Annotated in this window: 25 protein-coding genes; all 25 read left to right on the top strand. The window is 46.4% G+C overall.

The window, feature by feature from the left end:
• Positions 1-8: 8 nt before the first annotated feature.
• The 25 genes from ASG02_RS07195 (at position 9) to rpsB (ending at position 19,442) form a co-directional block, all read left to right on the top strand.
• Positions 9-443: a flagellar export protein FliJ gene (locus ASG02_RS07195; RefSeq protein WP_035406985.1), complete on the top strand. Its 435-nt coding sequence runs from the start codon at positions 9-11 to the stop codon at positions 441-443.
• Positions 440-982, top strand: a complete 543-nt coding sequence (locus ASG02_RS07190; RefSeq protein WP_056062230.1) for a magnesium transporter MgtE N-terminal domain-containing protein — start codon at positions 440-442, stop codon at positions 980-982. The genes ASG02_RS07195 and ASG02_RS07190 overlap by 4 nt, the downstream gene beginning before the upstream one ends.
• Positions 983-995: 13 nt before the next feature.
• Positions 996-2,114, top strand: a complete 1,119-nt coding sequence (locus tag ASG02_RS07185) for a flagellar hook-length control protein FliK (RefSeq protein WP_056062228.1) — start codon at positions 996-998, stop codon at positions 2,112-2,114.
• Positions 2,107-2,577, top strand: coding sequence for a flagellar hook capping FlgD N-terminal domain-containing protein (locus tag ASG02_RS07180; protein WP_035406995.1), 471 nt, complete (start codon positions 2,107-2,109; stop codon positions 2,575-2,577). Before ASG02_RS07185 ends, ASG02_RS07180 begins: the two co-directional genes overlap by 8 nt.
• Positions 2,577-3,428, top strand: coding sequence for a flagellar basal body rod protein FlgG (gene flgG, locus ASG02_RS07175; RefSeq protein ID WP_035406998.1), 852 nt, complete (start codon positions 2,577-2,579; stop codon positions 3,426-3,428). The genes ASG02_RS07180 and flgG overlap by 1 nt, the downstream gene beginning before the upstream one ends.
• Entirely contained in the window at positions 3,425-3,661 is a 237-nt protein-coding gene (locus ASG02_RS07170; RefSeq protein ID WP_035407001.1) for a flagellar FlbD family protein, read from the top strand. Before flgG ends, ASG02_RS07170 begins: the two co-directional genes overlap by 4 nt.
• Positions 3,636-4,085: a flagellar basal body-associated FliL family protein gene (locus tag ASG02_RS07165; RefSeq protein WP_035407004.1), complete on the top strand. Its 450-nt coding sequence runs from the start codon at positions 3,636-3,638 to the stop codon at positions 4,083-4,085. The genes ASG02_RS07170 and ASG02_RS07165 overlap by 26 nt, the downstream gene beginning before the upstream one ends.
• A gap of 9 nt (positions 4,086-4,094) precedes the next feature.
• Positions 4,095-5,078, top strand: a complete 984-nt coding sequence (gene fliM / locus ASG02_RS07160) for a flagellar motor switch protein FliM (protein WP_029342065.1) — start codon at positions 4,095-4,097, stop codon at positions 5,076-5,078.
• Between the two features lies 1 nt (position 5,079).
• Positions 5,080-6,198, top strand: a complete 1,119-nt coding sequence (gene fliY, locus ASG02_RS07155; RefSeq protein WP_035407007.1) for a flagellar motor switch phosphatase FliY — start codon at positions 5,080-5,082, stop codon at positions 6,196-6,198.
• A gap of 12 nt (positions 6,199-6,210) precedes the next feature.
• The gene (locus ASG02_RS07150; RefSeq protein WP_035407009.1) at positions 6,211-6,576 is read left to right on the top strand and encodes a response regulator; all 366 of its coding nucleotides are present in this window, start codon (positions 6,211-6,213) and stop codon (positions 6,574-6,576) included.
• Positions 6,573-7,064 carry a flagellar biosynthetic protein FliO gene (locus ASG02_RS07145; RefSeq protein ID WP_056062223.1) on the top strand — a complete coding sequence of 164 codons (492 nt, stop codon included), beginning with the start codon at positions 6,573-6,575 and terminating at the stop codon, positions 7,062-7,064. Before ASG02_RS07150 ends, ASG02_RS07145 begins: the two co-directional genes overlap by 4 nt.
• Positions 7,061-7,729, top strand: a complete 669-nt coding sequence (fliP, locus tag ASG02_RS07140; protein WP_035407016.1) for a flagellar type III secretion system pore protein FliP — start codon at positions 7,061-7,063, stop codon at positions 7,727-7,729. The genes ASG02_RS07145 and fliP overlap by 4 nt, the downstream gene beginning before the upstream one ends.
• Positions 7,730-7,740: 11 nt before the next feature.
• Positions 7,741-8,013, top strand: a complete 273-nt coding sequence (fliQ, locus tag ASG02_RS07135; protein ID WP_023468705.1) for a flagellar biosynthesis protein FliQ — start codon at positions 7,741-7,743, stop codon at positions 8,011-8,013.
• Positions 8,010-8,777: a flagellar biosynthetic protein FliR gene (gene fliR, locus ASG02_RS07130; protein WP_035407018.1), complete on the top strand. Its 768-nt coding sequence runs from the start codon at positions 8,010-8,012 to the stop codon at positions 8,775-8,777. Before fliQ ends, fliR begins: the two co-directional genes overlap by 4 nt.
• Positions 8,778-8,781: 4 nt before the next feature.
• The gene (gene flhB, locus ASG02_RS07125; RefSeq protein WP_035407021.1) at positions 8,782-9,873 is read left to right on the top strand and encodes a flagellar biosynthesis protein FlhB; all 1,092 of its coding nucleotides are present in this window, start codon (positions 8,782-8,784) and stop codon (positions 9,871-9,873) included.
• A 14-nt stretch (positions 9,874-9,887) separates the two neighbouring features.
• On the top strand, positions 9,888-11,912 hold the full coding sequence (gene flhA, locus ASG02_RS07120) for a flagellar biosynthesis protein FlhA (RefSeq protein WP_035407024.1): 2,025 nt from the start codon (positions 9,888-9,890) through the stop codon (positions 11,910-11,912).
• Between the two features lie 3 nt (positions 11,913-11,915).
• The gene (locus tag ASG02_RS07115; protein WP_035407027.1) at positions 11,916-12,959 is read left to right on the top strand and encodes a flagellar biosynthesis protein FlhF; all 1,044 of its coding nucleotides are present in this window, start codon (positions 11,916-11,918) and stop codon (positions 12,957-12,959) included.
• Entirely contained in the window at positions 12,956-13,810 is an 855-nt protein-coding gene (locus tag ASG02_RS07110; RefSeq protein ID WP_056062221.1) for a MinD/ParA family protein, read from the top strand. The genes ASG02_RS07115 and ASG02_RS07110 overlap by 4 nt, the downstream gene beginning before the upstream one ends.
• Before the next feature lie 21 nt (positions 13,811-13,831).
• Positions 13,832-15,835, top strand: a complete 2,004-nt coding sequence (locus ASG02_RS07105) for a chemotaxis protein CheA (protein ID WP_056062217.1) — start codon at positions 13,832-13,834, stop codon at positions 15,833-15,835.
• Between the two features lie 11 nt (positions 15,836-15,846).
• On the top strand, positions 15,847-16,275 hold the full coding sequence (locus ASG02_RS07100) for a chemotaxis protein CheW (protein WP_035407036.1): 429 nt from the start codon (positions 15,847-15,849) through the stop codon (positions 16,273-16,275).
• Complete coding sequence (locus tag ASG02_RS07095; RefSeq protein ID WP_056062215.1) at positions 16,268-16,876, top strand: chemotaxis protein CheC; 609 nt, start codon at positions 16,268-16,270, stop codon at positions 16,874-16,876. Before ASG02_RS07100 ends, ASG02_RS07095 begins: the two co-directional genes overlap by 8 nt.
• Positions 16,869-17,351, top strand: coding sequence for a chemotaxis protein CheD (locus tag ASG02_RS07090; RefSeq protein WP_056062212.1), 483 nt, complete (start codon positions 16,869-16,871; stop codon positions 17,349-17,351). Before ASG02_RS07095 ends, ASG02_RS07090 begins: the two co-directional genes overlap by 8 nt.
• A gap of 13 nt (positions 17,352-17,364) precedes the next feature.
• The gene (locus tag ASG02_RS07085; protein ID WP_035407044.1) at positions 17,365-18,138 is read left to right on the top strand and encodes a FliA/WhiG family RNA polymerase sigma factor; all 774 of its coding nucleotides are present in this window, start codon (positions 17,365-17,367) and stop codon (positions 18,136-18,138) included.
• Positions 18,139-18,149: 11 nt separating this feature from the next.
• Positions 18,150-18,578, top strand: a complete 429-nt coding sequence (locus tag ASG02_RS07080; protein WP_056062209.1) for a hypothetical protein — start codon at positions 18,150-18,152, stop codon at positions 18,576-18,578.
• Positions 18,579-18,707: 129 nt separating this feature from the next.
• On the top strand, positions 18,708-19,442 hold the full coding sequence (gene rpsB, locus ASG02_RS07075) for a 30S ribosomal protein S2 (RefSeq protein WP_012370721.1): 735 nt from the start codon (positions 18,708-18,710) through the stop codon (positions 19,440-19,442).
• The last annotated feature ends 43 nt before the right edge of the window (positions 19,443-19,485 follow it).

The following is a 19,485-nucleotide window of genomic DNA, read 5'->3' as shown; positions in this document are numbered from 1 at the left end:
GACGAATGATGAAGACGATCTATGAACGAATCATTCCTTTAGCTGAAGCGGAGAAGGATCGCGTCGCTAAAGAACTGAGCCTTCATAAAAAGCAATATGAGCTTGAAGTCGAAAAATTATATCATCTGCTCGTTCGATATGAGTCCTTTCTGAAGGCACAAGATGAGATTGGCGTCGTGGAACTGACGTCTTCGCAATATCGAGAACGCGCTCGGGATGTCGTGAAGCAGGAAATCGAACGACAGCAATTGTACGTGACACAATCGAAAAATCGTTACGAACGTACACAAGAAGCACTCGAACGAGCGTTAATCGAAGAGAAGAAATTTAGTCGTCTCCAAGAGAATCATACAGTCGAAACGAAACGAATCGAAGCATTGACGGAACAAAATCAATTAGATGAACTGGCATTGTTACAGTTTGGAAGAGGACGGATGATATGAGTGAAAATAAAACATCAAAAGGGTGGATTTTACCTTTATTGGTCATTCCTTTGATTTTAATCTTGTTGACGGCTTATTTCGTATTGAATTATGCGAATGGACGTCCACTACTATCCTTACCGTTCGCAACCGAAAAAACGACTACGAATCAGGCGAATCCATCAGCAGAACTCGAACGTCGTCTGAAAGTAGCGAATCAAGAGATCAAAAAATTACGCAATCAAAGTAAGGAACAATCGGATACCTTAAAAGCGAAAGAGCAGGAAGTTGAACGTTTGATTGCTGAGAGGGATCAGTTAAAACAGACACCTGCGCAAACAACGGATCAAACAAAAACGACGAAGAAAAAAACAGCATCCGTGACGGATGTATATGCTGAAATGGCACCAAAGGATGCTGCGCTGATTTTAAATGAACTCAGTCCGACCGAAGTCGTACCAATCATCGAGGACATCGATGCGGAACAACAGGCGGCGATCATTGCCAAGATGGATGCTAAGAAAGCAGCCGCCTTGACACAGTTACTCGCGACGAAGTAAGGAGGGAAGCCTGATGAACATGACGGAAGTAACACAACCATCCTTCCCGACCTTAAATACAGGATCAGGAAAAAAAGGAGAGATGACTACGGTTGGTGGTCAATTCGCCTCATTACTTGATTATCTGACAAAACTGCCGACGGCGTTACCGTCATCAGTCTCAGCGGATGCGATGACACTCGAGCCGGAAACGGAGACGCAACCCTTACCGGACTGGATGCAACAACTTGTAGACCAGCCGGATGAGATTCTCTCCTTACTGAAACAACCAGAAGTAGAGGCGTTAAAACAAGACCCAAAGAAAATGGAGCAACTTCTAGCGTTCGTCAAACAATTGCTCGAAGGAAATATGGAGCAGGCGAAAGGTCAGTTCGATCAATTGCCACCATCACTTCAACAGTTCGTCTTGCAGACAATGACGAATGATACGATCAAAGTAAAAGATTATGACACGAACATGTTAAAGCAGTCGCCAGTTTCAACAATGGACAGAGTGGTTTCTGCGATGCCAGTGAAACAGACACTCCCGCAAACTGGTTCTGTTGTCGAAACGATCAAGCCGGACACTGTAGCTGTAGCCGAGCAGGCAAAAGGAAAAACACCGCTGCCGTTAGCATTCGCTTCACTCATGCGAAAAGCGACCATGCCCGTTGATCCAGAAGGAAAAGCCGCACCGCCTCCGATGAGTATGCCGATTTACAGAGGCACTCCGTTGCAAACGATTCGTCCAGTGCCGCTACCTGTCTCAGAACAGATTCAACAACGGATTGAAGCCGCACTGCAGCAAGCACCCTTCATAAAAGGTGCGGATGGGTCCACACGATTGTCGATTCGCCTGTACCCAGAGCAACTTGGTGAGGTTGTCGTTCAACTCGATCGTAAAGAAGGGGCATTGACTGTCAAACTATTTGCGAGCACCGAGCAAGCAAAACAATCAATCGAGCAACAACTTGGGAAATTACAAACCGTCTTGCATCAACAGACGCCAGTCGTAAAGATCGAGACGGGGATGATTGCTTCGAGTGCGCGGGAGTTCCAACAATCTTTCACACGTGATCAGCAGGAGCATGAGTCACCGTATCAAGAGACACCCGTTCCAGTAGACGAAGAAGAGGAGGAAGACGATGACTGACGCAATCAAAACGGATAGTAGTTCATACCAGCTTCCTGAAAAATCACAGGTACCGACGAATAAAGCGATGGATAAGGATATGTTCATGAAAATTCTGATTGCCCAGCTTTCGAATCAAGATCCAACAGCACCGATGGAAGACAAGGATTTCATCGCTCAAATGGCCCAGTTTTCTTCGCTGGAACAGATGCAAGCAATCGGGAAGACGATGGATACGATGGTCTTGAACCAACATGCAACAGCATTGCTGTCCTACAGCAATCTGATTGGTAAAAAAGTCAGTTATGAAGCGGAGTCGAAGACGACGGATGCTTCAGGTGCTGAGCAGACGACCACCGTCGAAGAGACAGCCAGTGTCGTTAGTGTAAAACGGGATGGCCTGGATATCATGGCCGAACTATCGAACGGAAAACAGATCAGTGTTTACGAGTTGACGCAGATTCAATCAAAGGAGGAAAAATAATGTTACGTTCAATGTATTCAGGAATCAGTGGGCTTAAGAACTTCCAGACAAAACTGGATGTCGTCGGGAATAACATCGCGAACGTCAACACGTTCGGTTATAAAAAAGGACGGGTGACGTTTAAAGACCTCGTCAGTCAATCGGTCGGCTCATCATCTGGTGCAGGCGGCAATGTCGGTGGGACGAACCCGAAACAGGTCGGTCTTGGAGCATCGATGTCAACAGTCGATAATGTGTATAACCAAGGTGCGCTTCAGAATACAGGTCGCGTCCTCGATGTCGGGATCTCTGGGGAAGGATTCTTCCAGGTCGTCACGGCGGAAGGGATTCGTTATACCCGTTCAGGTAACTTCTATACGGATCTTGATGGAAACTTAGTTACAGGTGACGGAAACTACTTAATCGGTACCGGGACACAAGCAGCTGCAAACGGTACTCCGCCAGTACCACTCCCGGAAGCAGGTGGTGCAGGATTCCAAAAACTAAAAGTACCAACGGATGCACGTAACTTATCGATTGGTAAAGACGGTCTCGTCACTTACGTCGATACGACGGGAGCATTGCAAAACGTCGGTTATATCACGATCGCGAACTTTGCTAACCCGGGTGGTCTAGAAAAATCAGGTGTCAACGTATTCGCCGCATCACAGAACTCAGGTCCACCGGTACTCGGAACACCGAGCTTGAACGGAATGGGACAGTTGACGTCGGGAACGCTTGAGATGTCGAACGTCGACTTATCAGAAGAATTCACGGAGATGATCATTGCTCAACGTGGTTTCCAGGCGAATACACGAATCATCACGACATCGGACCAGGTTCTTGAGGAACTGGTCAATTTGAAACGATGATCACGTTAACGACGTTACGTAACGCACCACTCGTACTGAACGCCGTGTTGATCGAATCCGTCCGTTCTACACCGGATACGACGATTCAACTCATCGGAGGACAGATTTATGTCGTGAAGGAATCAATGGAAGAGGTCAAAGCAATCGCAATCGCTTTTTATCAACAAATCGGATTAGCGGGCTTGAACAGTGTAAGGAGGCTCGAAGATGGCCGAGGAAAAGAAGAAGAGTAAACTGAAAATCCCCTTGATCATGATCATTGTTGCAGCATTGATGATCGGGGCAGGATACATGATCATGAATTATTTTTTAGCAAATGACACGACGGAAGCAAAAGTTGAACAACCGACAGGTGAAGAACTTGATGCACGAAGTCTGCAAACGGACGACTTGACAACGAACATCGCTGACGAACGTTTCTTAAATGTCCAGTTCACGATCGTCACCGATGATCAAGCAACGCGTGACGATTTAGAATTACGAAAGTTTCAAATCAATAACATCATCTTGGGTGACCTTTCGGCTATGAAAAAGTCGGACTTAGACTCAAAAGCGGATATGGAGAAGCTTGAAGAGCGGTTACGGATGCAATTCAAAAAGCTCATCCAAGAAGGCGATGTCCAGCGTGTCTACACGACGAAAAAAATCATCCAGTGAGGTGGCAGCATGAGCGAAGTATTATCCCAACATGAAATCGATGCCTTGCTATCAGCCATTTCAAGCGGAGATATGGAAGTCGAGGAAATCCGAAGTCAAGAGGAGCAGCGTCGAGTCAAGGTCTATGACTTTAAACGAGCACTCCGTTTCTCAAAAGATCAATTACGGAATTTGACGCGTATTCATGAACAGTTCGCCCGAGTCTTGACGACACATTTTTCTGCACAACTTCGGACATATGTTCAGTTCACGGTTAATACGGTCGAACAACTTCCGTATGATGAATTCATTCATTCCATTCCGAACATGACGTTGATCAATCTAGTCAATCTTCATCCGCTCGATGGAAAAGTCTTATTTGAAGTCAATCCGAACATCGCCTATGCGATGCTCGATCGTTTACTTGGGGGACCAGGTGAAGGAATGAACAAGATCGAGAATTTGACGGAAATCGAGACACGTATACTAACACAACTGTTCAAGCGTGCCTTCGTTCAATACGGGGCAGCTTGGGAGTCGGTAACAGAAGTCGAAGCGGAATACGATGATTTGGAAATCAATCCGCAGTTTCTGCAACTGGTCTCTCCAAATGAGACAGTCATTCTCGTCTCGATTTACGTAACGGTCGGAGAAGTGAGCGGTACGTTGAATGTCTGCTTGCCGTTCGTGACCCTTGAATCCGTTCTTCCGAAATTATCAAGTCATTATTGGATGCAACAAGAAAAGCGAACGACAGCAGATAATCAAGAGTCTGAACACATGCAAACGCAGTTGATGAGTTCCGTCGTCGATTTAAAAGCAGTGCTCGGCCAAACAGAGCTTTCGTTTGGTGAATTGTTACACCTCGAAGTAGGCGATTGTTTATCCCTGAAGACACGAGCCTCGGATGCCGTCGATGTATTCGTCGACGACCGGAAGATGTTCAAGGCGCGACCGGGATTAAACGGGAAACACCTCGCTTTGCAAGTCTTACAACGAATTGAGGAGGAATAACATGAGCGATATGCTTTCGCAAGATGAAATCGATGCGTTATTACGCGGAACGCCATCCACCGATGAACCGCAAGAGCCAGACGTAAAGGAAATACTAGATGACATGGAGATTGATGCATTAGGGGAGGTCGGAAATATCTCACTTGGTAATTCGGCAACGGCCTTATCGGCATTGTTGAATCAAAAAGTAGAGATTACGACACCGCACGTCCGAATGATCTCCATGGAAGAATTACGCAGTCGTTATCCGATTCCGCACGTTGCGCTACGTGTCGGTTATACGGAAGGGTTCAAAGGAGAAAACGTCCTGATCCTGACACAGCGAGATGCTTCCGTCATCGCGAACCTGATGATGGGAGGCGATGGCGTCATCGACGAGTCACTGGAGATGGACCCGATTGCTCTATCTGCCGTACAGGAAGCGATGAACCAGATGATGGGAGCAGCTGCTACCTCGATGTCGACTGTATTCTCGATGCGAATCGATATTTCGCCGCCAGCAGTTGAAATCTTCGACTTTTCTCAAGATAAGAGTATCGTCGATAGCTTTTCTCTTTGGGAGAACATGGTCATCATCGAGTTTGATCTTAAGATTGGCACGATGATCGATTCAAAAATCGTTCAATTAGCACCACTGGACTTCTCGAAACAATTGATTCAAAAACTCTTTAGCGCGAGTACGACTCAACAAGCAGAGCCTGCACCACAAGTAACGGAGCAAGCACAACCATCACCATCACCACCATCGGCGCCAGCAATGGCACAACAAACTACAGTTGCATCACCTGAACCGAAAGCAACGCCAGTCGGTGTCAGTCCGGTTCAATTCAGCCAATTAGGTGAGATGGAAGTAGAGGGTACGCCAGGAAATATTGGGATGTTATATGACGTTCCGTTGAACGTCACGGTTGAGTTAGGACGGACACGTCGCTCCGTTCGTGACATATTGGAATTGACACAAGGTTCCGTGATTGAGCTGGATAAACTGGCAGGAGAACCGGTTGACGTTCTCGTCAACAATACATTGATCGCAACAGGTGAAGTGGTCGTCATCGAAGAAAACTTCGGTGTACGCATTACAGAAATCGTAAATACAAAAGAACGTCTTCGGATGTTCTAAGGAGGAACTAATATGAGTGCAAAAGTATTAATCGTAGACGACGCCGCTTTCATGCGGATGATGATCAAGGAAATCTTATCGAAGAACGGCTATGATGTCGTCGGTGAAGCAGAAAACGGACGCGAAGCGGTCTCTAAGTACAAGGAATTGACACCGGACCTCGTCACGCTAGACATTACGATGCCTGAAATGGACGGAATCTCTGCGCTTAAAGAAATCAAAGCATTTAACCCTGCCGCTAAAGTCATCATGTGTTCAGCGATGGGGCAACAGTCGATGGTCATCGATGCGATTCAAGCAGGTGCAAAAGATTTCATCGTTAAACCGTTCCAAGCGGATCGCGTGCTTGAAGCGGTCTCGAAAACTGTCTCGTCATGAAAAAAGTGACTTTGCTGATTTGTCTCCTGTTTCTGCTTGCGCTTCCTGTGCAAGCGGAAACAGTCGAAGAAAAATTGAATCCAACTCAGAGCGATACACCAACGACTCAGCAAGTCGATGAGAGTCCTTCCATGGCGTTGACTATCTTCAAAGGAGTCGTCGTTCTCGTCGTTTTGATCGGCGGATTCATCCTTGTGACACGATTCATTCATGAACGGACACGAGGTGTGAGACATTCTGGTCGATTGACTCACCTAGGTGGTGTACCACTAGGAAAGGATCGATCCGTCCAGTTAGTGAAGGTGCAGGACAAGATTTATGTCGTAGGTGTTGGAGAGAACGTACAGTTGTTAGATACACTTGATGATTTAGAGGGATATGAGCCGATGGATCTTGAAGAGTCTTCATCTAAAACGGGATCTTCACCGTTTCTTGAGACGTTCAAACAACAACTCGAACAATTGCAAAAGAATCGAGGACGCTCATGAACACGATTGAAAATCTAATCTCACTTGATACTCCTTCAGGAACGGCGACATCGATCAAACTACTCGTATTGCTGACATTATTGTCGTTAGCCCCTTCATTACTGATCTTGATGACTTGTTTTACGCGTGTCGTCGTCGTGTTGTCTTTTGTCCGTTCTGCCCTTGGAACACAACAAACGCCGCCGAACCAGCTACTCGTTGGACTGGCACTGTTCATCACGCTGTTCGTCATGTCACCCGTTTTATCAGAATTGAACACGACAGCCTTGAAACCGTATATGGCAGATAAAATCAGTCAAGATGAGGCATTTGATAAAGCTGGGGATACGATGAAGCGATTCATGTCGAAACACACGCGAACGAATGATTTAGAGTTGTTCTTAAAATACGGCAATTATGAAAAACCGAAAAAGATTGAAGATATCCCACTCGTCGCACTCGTTCCAGCATATGCGATTAGTGAATTAAAGACGGCTTTTCAAATCGGATTCATGATCTTCATTCCATTCCTTGTCATTGATATGGTCGTCTCGAGTGTCTTGATGTCGATGGGGATGATGATGTTACCGCCGGTCATGATTGCCTTACCGTTTAAACTTTTGTTATTTATTTTAGTCGATGGCTGGCACCTGATCGTTGAATCACTGCTCGTCAGTATGCGTTAGGGGGAGAGAAGATGACTCAAGAAATGATTATTCAGTTGGCAAGCTCTGCTGTCTGGACATTACTAAAAGTATCAGCTCCCTTATTACTGGTCTCGCTCGTCGTCGGTCTGCTCGTCAGTATTTTGCAGGCGACGACACAGATTCAGGAACAGACGCTATCGTTCGTTCCAAAGATCGTTGCCGTATTTTTAGCACTCGTTTTTTTCGGACCATGGATCATGCAGGAATTACAGACCTTTACGATTGACTTATTTAAGCAAATCGCTGAGGTTTCCCGCAAATGACGTTACTATCTTTCCTGAGTGTTTTTTTGCTCGTCTTTGGACGAATCGTCGGTTTTCTTGTCGCGGCTCCATTGTTTTCCTCAAAGCAATTACCAGCGCAACATAAATTAGCGCTTGCGGCCGGTCTTGCTTACTTTGCGAGTTACGCTGTAAAGACAGACGTTCGAGTAGAAGACTTCGATTTTTTCTTTCGGATGGGAACGGAAGTTTTAGTGGGTCTAGCGCTTGGTTTACTTGCTAGTTTTTTATTGTATGCGCCACAAATTGCCGGTTCGATCATCGATTTGCAGATGGGTCTCGCGATGGCTTCCGCTTATGACCCGATGTTTGGTGGACAGTCACCGATCGTCGGAAGATTTTATTACATGTTGACGTTACTTGTTCTACTCGCTTCTGATATGCATTTAATCCTGCTTGACGGAATCTACACGAGTTTTCAAATCTTTCCGCCGGGCAGTCTGCTTGCGGTATCGGGCGACGCTGGGATGAGTCTTGTCATTCGGGTCGTTGGGCTTGCCATGTTAACTGCGTTACAAATGGCGATGCCACTTGTCGTTTCCCTATTTTTAGTGGATCTCGCACTCGGATTCCTCGCGAAGACGGCACCTCAGTTCAACATTTTCGCGATTGGTTTTTCCGTCAAACTGCTGATGGGATATGTGATTCTATTTTTATTAGCAGGTGCAACGATCACAGGAATCGGTCGATTCGTTCCGTTGTTGCAGGATGTACTTGCAGATGCCATTCGATTACTAGGAGGTTGAGGACATGCATTCATATCGATTACGCCTTGATCTTCAGTATTTCGCTGGTGAAAAGACGGAAAAGGCGACACCTCGAAAGCGGGATGACTCCCGTAAGAAGGGACAAGTCGCAAAATCAGCAGATTTAACAAGCAGTTTCATGTTGTTCGCCATGTTTCTCGTCCTCTATTTTTTTGGTCCGTTTCTAGGACGGCGTTTCGTTCTCGTCCTGCAAGATGGTCTTAGTGCTAGTCAAGTCCTGCAAGCGGTTGAAGAAGGACGAGTTGAACAGATTCTCATCGAGATGCTGATGCAAATGGGGATTTTAGTCGCACCTTTCTTTTTAACAGCGGTCGTGATTGGTATTCTCGGAAACTTCGTCCAAATCGGTGTGCTCTTAAGCGGTGAGGCGATTCAGCCGAAACTGGACCGGATCAATCCGCTTCAAGGCGTCAAACGGATCGTGAGCGTCAAAGCACTTGTCGAGTTTTTGAAATCGGTCTTTAAATTGCTGGTGATCGGTGTAACAAGTGGAACAGTCTTATGGAACAACAAGGTCGAGATCTCGAGATTGACCTCGGAACCGATTGGCGATGCGTTAGCTATCATTGGTCATTTAACATTTTTACTCGGTTTATCGGTCAGTATCGCCTTGATTGCATTAGCCATTCTTGATTTTGCCTATCAGAAATTTGATTTCGAGAAGTCGATCCGAATGAGTAAGCAGGATTTAAAGGATGAGCATAAAAACACAGAGGGTGACCCTCAAATCAAAGGAAAGATTAAACAACAACAACGGGAGATGGCGATGCGGCGGATGATGCAAGAAATACCAAATGCCGACGTCGTTATCACGAACCCGACCCATTATGCGGTAGCGATCCAATACGATGACGGTAAACATATGGCACCGATCGTCGTTGCAAAAGGCGTAGATGCCGTCGCGTTCCGGATTCGGGAGAAGGCGACAGCAGCTGAGGTCCCGATTGTTGAAAACCGTCCGCTCGCGCGGGCGTTGTTCGCTCAATCAGAAATTGGTATGGCAGTGGATGAAACGTTCTATCAGGCGCTCGCTGAAACACTCGCCTTTGTCTATCAACTGAAACAAGCAAAATGAAAGGATGAAGCATCATGAGTATATCAACAAGAGATTTAACGGTCCTGCTAGGCGTCATCATGATCGTCTTCATGCTCGTCATTCCACTGCCCGCTATCATGCTCGATTTTTTAATCATCATCAATATTCTCATTGCCTTGATGGTATTGCTCGTTGCGATGAATGCCAAAGAGGCACTAGAGTTTTCTGTCTTTCCAACATTGTTATTGATCGTTACCTTGTTTCGTCTTGCGCTTAACGTTTCGACGACACGGGCAATCCTGTCAAACGGAAACGGTGGCGAAGTCATTGAAGCATTTGGTGATTTCGTCGTCGGCGGAAATGCCCTCGTCGGCTTCGTCGTATTCTTGATTCTCGTCTTAATCCAGTTCCTCGTCATCACGAAGGGTTCGGAACGGGTCTCAGAAGTGTCGGCACGTTTTACGCTTGATGCGATGCCAGGGAAACAGATGGCAATCGACGCCGATTTGAATTCCGGTATGATCGATGAATTACAAGCTCGGACCCGCCGCCAAAAAATCCAATCTGAAGCAGACTTTTACGGTGCGATGGATGGTGCCTCGAAGTTCGTTAAAGGAGATGCGATCGCCGGGATCATCATCGTCATCATCAATTTAATCTTCGGTATGATCATCGGTGTCGTTCAGCAAGGTTTACCGATGGCGGACTCAGTCAAACTGTATACGTTACTGACGGTCGGAGACGGACTTGTCAGTCAGATTCCAGCCCTTTTAATTTCGGTGGCGACCGGGATCATCGTCACGCGCTCGACTTCAGACGGAAACCTCGGTGAAGATGTCATCGGTCAATTGGCACGGACACCTTTACTTGTCGGAATCGCAGCTGGGGCGATCTTCTTACTCGGATTGTTCACGGCGATTCCCGATTACGTCACGATGCCGATTGCAATCCTGTTCGGCTTCTTCGCTTGGCGGATGAAGCAGACGACGAAGACGATGCAAGAAGAAGTTGCGGTTGAAGAAGCACCGAGTGAAAACTTACGATCAAGCGAATCAGTCATTTCCTTACTCAATGTCGATACGATTGAATTCGAATTCGGTTACGGATTGATTCCACTCGCTGATGAAGCCCAAGGCGGCGATTTACTCGATCGTGTCGTCATGATTCGTCGGCAACTAGCGCTTGAACTTGGATTCGTTCTACCGACCGTTCGGATTCGCGATCATCTGCAGTTATCCCCGAACCAGTATCGAATCAAGATTCGCGGAAGTGAGATGGCAAGTGGTGAGCTTTTACTGGATCATTACTTAGCGATGAGCCCAGGTGTCGATGATCCAGAAATTCGAGGTATCGAAACGGTCGAACCAGCCTTTGGTATGCCAGCACTCTGGATTGATGAACAGACACGTAGTCGAGCAGAGATGTCAGGGTATACGGTCGTTGATCCACCATCTGTCGTCGCGACACATTTGACGGAGCTCTTGAAGAAACATGCCGCTGAATTACTCGGACGAGAAGAGACGAAACAATTGGTCGACCATTTGAAGGAATCGCATCCGATTCTAGTCGAAGAAGTCACACCACAGCTGTTATCGATCGGTGAACTTCAAAAAGTATTCGTTCAATTACTAAAAGAAAAAGTCTCGATTCGAAATCTACCATTGATTTTCGAAACGCTCGCAGACTATGCAGCTGTGACGAAAGACAGCGAATTGCTCGCGGAATATGTTCGTCAATCCTTATCGCGTCAAATTACGGAACAGGTCATGCAAGGAGATGTCTTGCACGTCGTGACGATCTCAAGTGAGATGGAACTGGATATCCAGTCGGCCATCCAAAAGACTGAGTTCGGTAATTATTTAGCGCTTGATCCCGAAAAGGCGACACGTTTCATCGAGACGTTGCAAGAGCGAGCAATGGAATTCGAACGATACGGGGCGCATCCGATCATCCTGACTTCTCCAAGTATCCGGATGTTCGTTCGTCAATTGACAGAACGCTATTTTCCAGATATTCCGATTTTGTCCTATAACGAATTAATGCCGACGATCGAAGTCAAGAGTATTGGGGTGATTTAAGAGATGATAGTCAAAAAAGTCACGGCGGATTCTGTTAGCGAGGCCATGGAACGGATCAAACGCGAACTCGGGAACGATGCCATTATATTAAATACTCGCCACATCAAAGTGGGCGGATTCTTTGGTTTATTTGCGAAGAAAAAAGTGGAATTGGTTGCATCGGTGGATGAACATGTCTCAAGCGAACCTGTCGTCTCGAAGCAAGCAACGAGTCGACAGGAGGTTGTGGAAATTATCCAACCAGTACCAGTGCGTCCGACGATTGTTACGGTCGGCGAGCGACCATTGCCAAAAGAATTGCGACATTATGCGCCGTTACTGGCTGAACCAGCGTTACAGCAGGTATCTGAACGATTACACGAACGGTTATTGACTGCGTATTATCAAACACAACAAACGGAGTTAACGGATCTCTTGACGGAAGAAGTGAAAGCGTCATTACGCGTCACACCGTCGACTGCACGGTATGTCATGTTGACAGGACCGACTGGTGTCGGAAAGACAACGACCATCGCTAAGCTTGCTGCTCACCATGCTCTCATTAAAAATCAACGAGTTGGACTCATCACGACCGATACATACCGGATCTCAGCGATTGAACAATTAAAAACATATGCAGACATATTAGGCATTCCGATTCATGTCGCATATGACTTGGATGATTTCGAACGAGCCAAGCAGGCGTTAGCATCGTGTGACATCGTACTTGTCGATACAGCGGGGCGAAATTTCTTAGACGAAGCGTATGTGGAGCAGTTACGAAGTCGGCATGATTTTGCGGATACGGATGTATTCTTGGTTCTTAGTTTGACCTCGAAATACCGAGATTTATTACAAATCCACGACCGTTTCGGCAAGATTCCCTTATCTGGAATCGTCTTTTCGAAAGCAGATGAAACAAGTGAACTCTGGTCGATATTCGGACTCGCGACCGAGACGAAGTTGCCGATCTATTGTGTGACGACGGGGCAAGAAGTGCCGGAAGACATCACGTTCGCTACGGCGGATGAGTTATCCCGAATGATTGTCGAGAGAGGGATGAGATGATGCGAGAAGATCAAGCACGTGTCTTACGATCTAAAGTGACCGTCAAGGAAACGAAGACGATTGCCATCGTGAGTGGAAAAGGTGGCGTCGGAAAAACGAATGTCGCGGTGAATCTTGGCGTGGCATTATCGTTGCAAGAAAAACGAGTGCTTTTGATTGATCTTGATATTGGAATGGCGAACATCGGGATTCTATTCGGTAAAACGTCGAAATCATCTTTAATGGAATGCGTCAAACGACGAGAATCACTCCAGCACGCAATCGTGGAACAGTCTCCGTCTCTTCATTTCATTCATGGCGGAAGTGGTTTTGCAGAATTGACGAATCTGACGAAGGAAGACGTGATGTTCCTTCTACGGGAGTTCCAATTTTTCTATGAATATGACTATGTGTTACTCGATTTAGGAGCCGGTGCGAATCATCAGACATTTGATTTCATCAGTAGTGCAGACGAAGCATGGTTGATTGTCACGCCAGAGCCGACTTCGATCATGGACGGATATGCGTTTGTCAAACTGGCACACCATCATGCGACGGATCTTCCGATTTCCGTTGTTGTCAATCGGGCGACGAATGGTGGGGAAGCGCTTGAAACGTTTGATCGATTAGCACTTGTCAGCCAACAGTTCTTGCAAAAACCTCTTCGCTTTACCGGTTTTTTACCAGAAGATCCGACAGTCGTTAAAGCAGTCAAGGCACAGATGCCATTTTATTTAATGGATCGAACGAGCGACGTCAGTTGGCGGCTCGATCACATCACGACATCGTTAACAGGTGTACAAGTCAAGGAACGGAAGTTTTTAGATCGATTGTTACATCGTCTGAAAAAAAGAAAAGATCATGTCCGTTAAGATTAAAGGAGGGTATCAGTCATGGACTTAAATGAATATGTAGGGTTGTTCCTCGATGAGGCGATGGAGCATTTACAAGCAATCAATACAAGCTTATTAGTTTTTGAGGAGCGGCTAGACGACGAGGCGGTCATCGATCAAATTTTCCGTTCTGCCCATACGTTAAAAGGAATGGCAGGAACGATGGGATACGACGCAATCTCTGATTTAACGCACGAGATGGAGAGTGCCCTTGATTTAGTCAGATCGAAAAAACAACCTGCTACTGCTGAACTGATCGATGTTCTCTTCGTAGCCGCCGAGCAACTAGAGACGATGGTAGAAGACATCAGTCGAGGTGGGAAAGGAAAGCTTGACGTCACTGAAACAGTGGGACGTTTACAGCAGTTCATTCGTCCCGAGCAAGAAGAAATCGTTCCAGTTACACCTATAGTTGCTTCACAAACCTTTGAGTGCGACGTTTACTCGGAGGCAGTCGTCAAACAATCGATTGCATCCGGTTATCAAGCGTATATCGTCCACGTCGAACTCTCGGCGGACGTCATCTTAAAAGCGGCACGCGTTTATATGGTGTTTGATCGTTTACAACAACTCGGAGATGTCATCTTATCGAACCCGACATCTGATGAACTGGAGCAGGAGCATTTTGAGACGACGTTCTCAGTCTTGTTCGTGACGCAACAAGATCAGGTGACGATTCAAGAAGCGATTGCTTCTGTATCCGAAGTTGCGATAGTAACGATCGACACATTCGAGACAACACCTGAAGCGGAGGTGGCGACGTCCACACTGCCGCAGGAAGTTCCTGTGACGACATCAGTCTCTGCATCAGTAGCTTCACCAGAATCATCCGACCAGACAGACCTATCTGCGCCTGTCGCTTCGAAAACGATTCGTGTTAACCTCGAGCGAATCGATCGTTTGATGAACCTGTTCGAAGAGTTCATCATCGATCGCGGACGTTTGGAGCGTATTGCAGCAGAAGTCAGCTCACCTGAATTGACAGATACGGTCGAACGGATCAAACGAGGTACGAATGAATTGCAATCGCTCGTCCTAACGTTACGGATGATGCCGATCGAACAAGTGTTCAACCGATTCCCACGAATGGTGCGTTCCGTTTCGAAAGATGTCGGAAAACATATCAAATTACACATTACGGGTGCCGAGACGGAACTTGACCGTACAGTTATCGATGAGATCGGTGATCCACTCGTCCACTTGATCCGAAATGCCATTGATCATGGGATTGAGAACAAGGCAGAACGTATTTTAGCAAATAAGCCGGTCGAAGGAAATCTTTCACTACGTGCTTATCACTCAGGAAACCGGGTCTTCATCGAGATTGAAGATGATGGAGCCGGTATCAATCACGAACGTGTCACACGGATCGCGATTGAAAAAGGATTGATCACGGAAGAAGAAGCAATGCAATTAACGATGGAAGAGGCTTCGATGCTGTTATTTGCACCTGGTTTCTCAACGGCAGAAGAAGTCACCGACTTGTCTGGTCGTGGTGTTGGTCTCGATGTCGTCAAATCGAAGATCGAGTCACTGGGCGGAGAAGTGTTCGTCGAGACACGTCGAGGAGAAGGAACGATTTTCCGAATCAGTTTACCACTGACGCTATCGATCATCTCAGCCATGCTCGTAGAACTCGGACAAGAGACGTATGCGATTCCATTGACTGCCATCATCGAAACAACCTCTTTACGTAAATCAGCCATTCTACAAGCACACCGGGAAAAAGTATTTGATTTCCGTGGGCAGTTGGTTCCGCTTATTTCGTTAAATGAGGTTTATGGGTTGCCGCAACATGAGGCAGAAGCCTATTCGGTCGTCGTCGTCCGGAGTGGTGAAAAATTAGCTGGTTTGATTGTATCTGAATTGATTGGTCAACAAGAGATCGTCATGAAACCACTTGGCAGTTATCTTGAAGGAATCCGTGCCATTTCTGGTGCGACGATTCTTGGAGACGGGCAAGTCGCGTTGATCATTGACAGCAATGCACTATTACGGAAGTGAGGGGAACGAAGATGGAACAAAAATGGGTTGTTTTTCAATTAGAAGATAATGCATACGGTATTGATGTACAGTCTGTTCGTTCAATCGAACGGCTCATCCCGATCACGCGGATTCCGAACGCTGCATCTTATGTCAAAGGAGTCATCAATTTACGCGGTGTCGTTACGCCCGTGATTGATTTGCGTGCTCGTCTTGGATTCGAGTTAGCGAAAGAGACAGAAGAGACACGCATCATCATCGCCACTTTAGAGCATGGAGATGCTGGATTCATCGTCGACCGGGCAAACGAAGTCGTCGAATCAACGGATGTTCGCATTGAACCGCTCAGTGAACAAAAGCAGGAGGATGCCTCATATTTGACTGCAGTCGCCAAAGGCGATCAGCAATTGTTCTCGTTGATTGAACCGAATCGCTTATTTGAGGACATTGTTCATGCTTAACCCAAACGAACGTGACATCTTAAGAGAAGTCGGCAACATTGGAGCCGGTCACGCGGCAACAGCACTTTCTACTTTACTCGGACAGCCGATTGAGATCGAAGTTCCTTCCACTGAGCTGGAGGATTTCACGACGATCGTCGAGCGAAGTGGAGGGGCTGAGACGTATACTGCTGGTGCATTATTACGTTTTTCTGGAGACATTCAAGCCACGTTACTCTTTTTGATGCCACTACGCGATGCAGAAAAACTTGTGAGTCAATTGATGCAGACGGAATTCCACTTTTTTTCTGAATCCCACGAAATGGGGGTTTCCGCATGGGAAGAAATTGGGAATATTTTAATAGGAGCGTATGCTCGGGCTATCTCCGATTGGCTTAACTTATCGTTACATGTCAGTGTTCCTGCATCGGCGTTTGATATGGTAGGTGCGTTACTTGAAGTAGCCTTACTTGAATCAACGACTCCTGGAAATATGGCTGTCTATATTGACACGCACTTGTCTAGTGCAGGAAACGATTTGACCGGACATTTACTTTTGTTGCCTGAAGCTAACGCCTTTCAGACGGTCTTTGAACGATTGGGTGTGGACATGAATGGATGAAATCGTACGGATTGGCATTGCGGAGTACGCCATCAGTAAGCACCCCGTCATTTTACGAACGGCAGGTCTTGGATCGTGTGTAGGCGTTGTCATCTACGACCAGGAACAAGGGTTATCGAGTATGGCACATGTCATGTTACCTGATTCAGCTATCAGTCGGAATCGGGAGCTTGAAGTCGGGAAGTTTGCCGATACGGCAATTTTAGAAGTAGCCCGCCAACTTCGAGCAAGTGGTGCCATCCGATTACGTGCGAAGATTGCTGGCGGGGCTCAGATGTTTCAATTTAAATATGAACATGAATCAATGCGGATCGGTGAGCGAAACATCGCTGCGGTCAAAGCAATGCTTCAACAAGTCAAAATTCCACTCGTTGCTGAAGATGTTGGCGGCACGAATGGACGAACGATCGAGTTCCACTCACAATCAGGGCGTCTCGTCATCCGGACGGTGAATGTCGGGACGCTGGAAATCTAGAGGAGGAATGGTCATGCGTGAGGAATTACAACAACTTTGGGATCGATGGCTGACTACACGCGATATTGCGGTGGCAGACCTGTTACTTCACAATTATGAACCACTTGTTCAATACCACGTTCAGCGTTTAAGTGCGACATTGCCTAAAAGTGTCGATCGAGACGAGTTGAAAAGTTTAGGGATGATGGGATTGTACGATGCGCTTCAAAAATTCGATCAAAATCATAATAATAAATTCGACACGTATGCCGCCTTTCGGATTCGAGGAGCTATTTTAGATGGGCTTCGTAAAATCGATTGGTTACCACGTTCCTTACGCGAAAAAGCAAAGCGGGTCGAGGCAGCTGTCGAGATCCTAGAACAATCCTTGCAACGGACGCCGACGATAGAAGAAGTCTCTTCTATCGTCAATATGACACCAGACGAGGTCAAGGGTGCGTTAGCAGAAAGTTATTTCGCGAATGTATTATCGATCGATGAAGCAGTCACGTTACAAGATGAGGGAAAAGCGATGACCGTCTCCTATCTTGATCCGGATACCGCTACACCAGAAGATATGTTGTTAATGCGTGAGTTGATTGCTAAACTGGCAGAGGAAGTCGAAGGGTTATCAGAAAAAGAACAACTTGTCGTTTCTTTGTTCTACTATGAGGAATTGACGCTTACTGAAATTGGTGAAGTTCTCGGACTCTCGACTTCCCGTATTTCGCAAATCCATTCCAAAGCGCTTCGTAAGTTGAAAAATGCGCTCGGAAGTGCCTATTTAGCAGATCGTGTCGCCATGTGAAAGGGAGAATTATGACTGTCGTTTATATCTTATTAGCTGCACTCGTCTGTTATGCCCTGCTAGTTTTATTTCGTCAGCAGGCGGCGCTCAAAGACCGGATCACACATTTAGAACGCGAAAAAAACGAGACGGAACAAGTGTTATTACATTTCATGGAGCACGTCAACGCCATGACGGATACATCTATATATGAGACAACCGAACCCGTTGATCAAGTACCGGATGCGTCTTTACAAATAGTGCAGGTTGCTACAAATGAGAAGCTAGAAACCGTCGAAGTCGAACGGTCCGTTTCAAAGGAACCATCGTTAACGGATATCAAGCAGGCGCTACGAGAAGGAGCAGATCTTGAGACGCTTGCACGATCTTTGAATCGGGGGACCGGCGAGGTGGCTTTGATTGCTAAACTTTCTCATCAAACGAAGGTTGCCCCTCGGTAATCTTTATGCTATATTAGTCTACGGTGTTAATTACGCACGCATGTATCGCCAGCTGCGGTGCCTTTAATAGGTTAGCTGGACAGACGATCATCGCGGAGGACATCCAAAACCCAAAAGGAGGAATTCATCATGGCAGTAATCTCGATGAAACAATTGTTAGAAGCTGGTGTACACTTCGGTCACCAAACACGCCGTTGGAACCCAAAAATGGCAAAATACATCTTCACAGAACGGAACGGAATCTACATCATCGACCTTCAAAAAACGGTCAAAAAAGTAGACGAAGCATATAACTTCATCCGTGAAGTAGCGTCTGAAGGCGGAAACGTTCTTTTCGTTGGTACGAAAAAACAAGCTCAAGACACTGTGAAAGAAGAAGCGATCCGTGCAGGTCAATACTTCATCAACGAACGTTGGTTAGGTGGAACTCTCACGAACTTCTCTACAATCAAAAAACGTATCAACCGTTTGAAACAACTCGAAAAAATGGAAGAGAACGGTACATTCGAAGTTCTTCCTAAAAAAGAAGTCATCATTCTTAAAAAAGAAATGACTCGTCTTGAGAAATTCCTTGGCGGTATCAAAGATATGCCAGGCGTTCCGGATGCACTCTTCATCGTTGACCCACGCAAAGAGCGTATCGCGATTGCAGAAGCACACAAACTCAACATCCCAATCGTTGCGATTGTTGATACTAACTGTGATCCAGACGAAATCGACTACGTCATCCCAGCGAACGACGATGCGATCCGTGCAGTCAAATTGCTCACTGGTAAAATGGCTGACGCAATCCTCGAAGTTAAACAAGGCGAAGATAACGTAGCACCTGAAACTACTGAAGAAGTAGTAGCAGACGCTGAGTAATTCGTGATGCCAGGTGATAAAGGGAATCGACCTTTTATCACCT

Origin of the sequence: Exiguobacterium sp. Leaf196 (assembly GCF_001423965.1) — a bacterium.
Classification (GTDB): Bacteria; Bacillota; Bacilli; order Exiguobacteriales; family Exiguobacteriaceae; genus Exiguobacterium_A.
The sequence above is the reverse complement of the archived record's forward strand: the minus strand, read 5'-3'. Positions and strand labels throughout refer to the sequence as shown.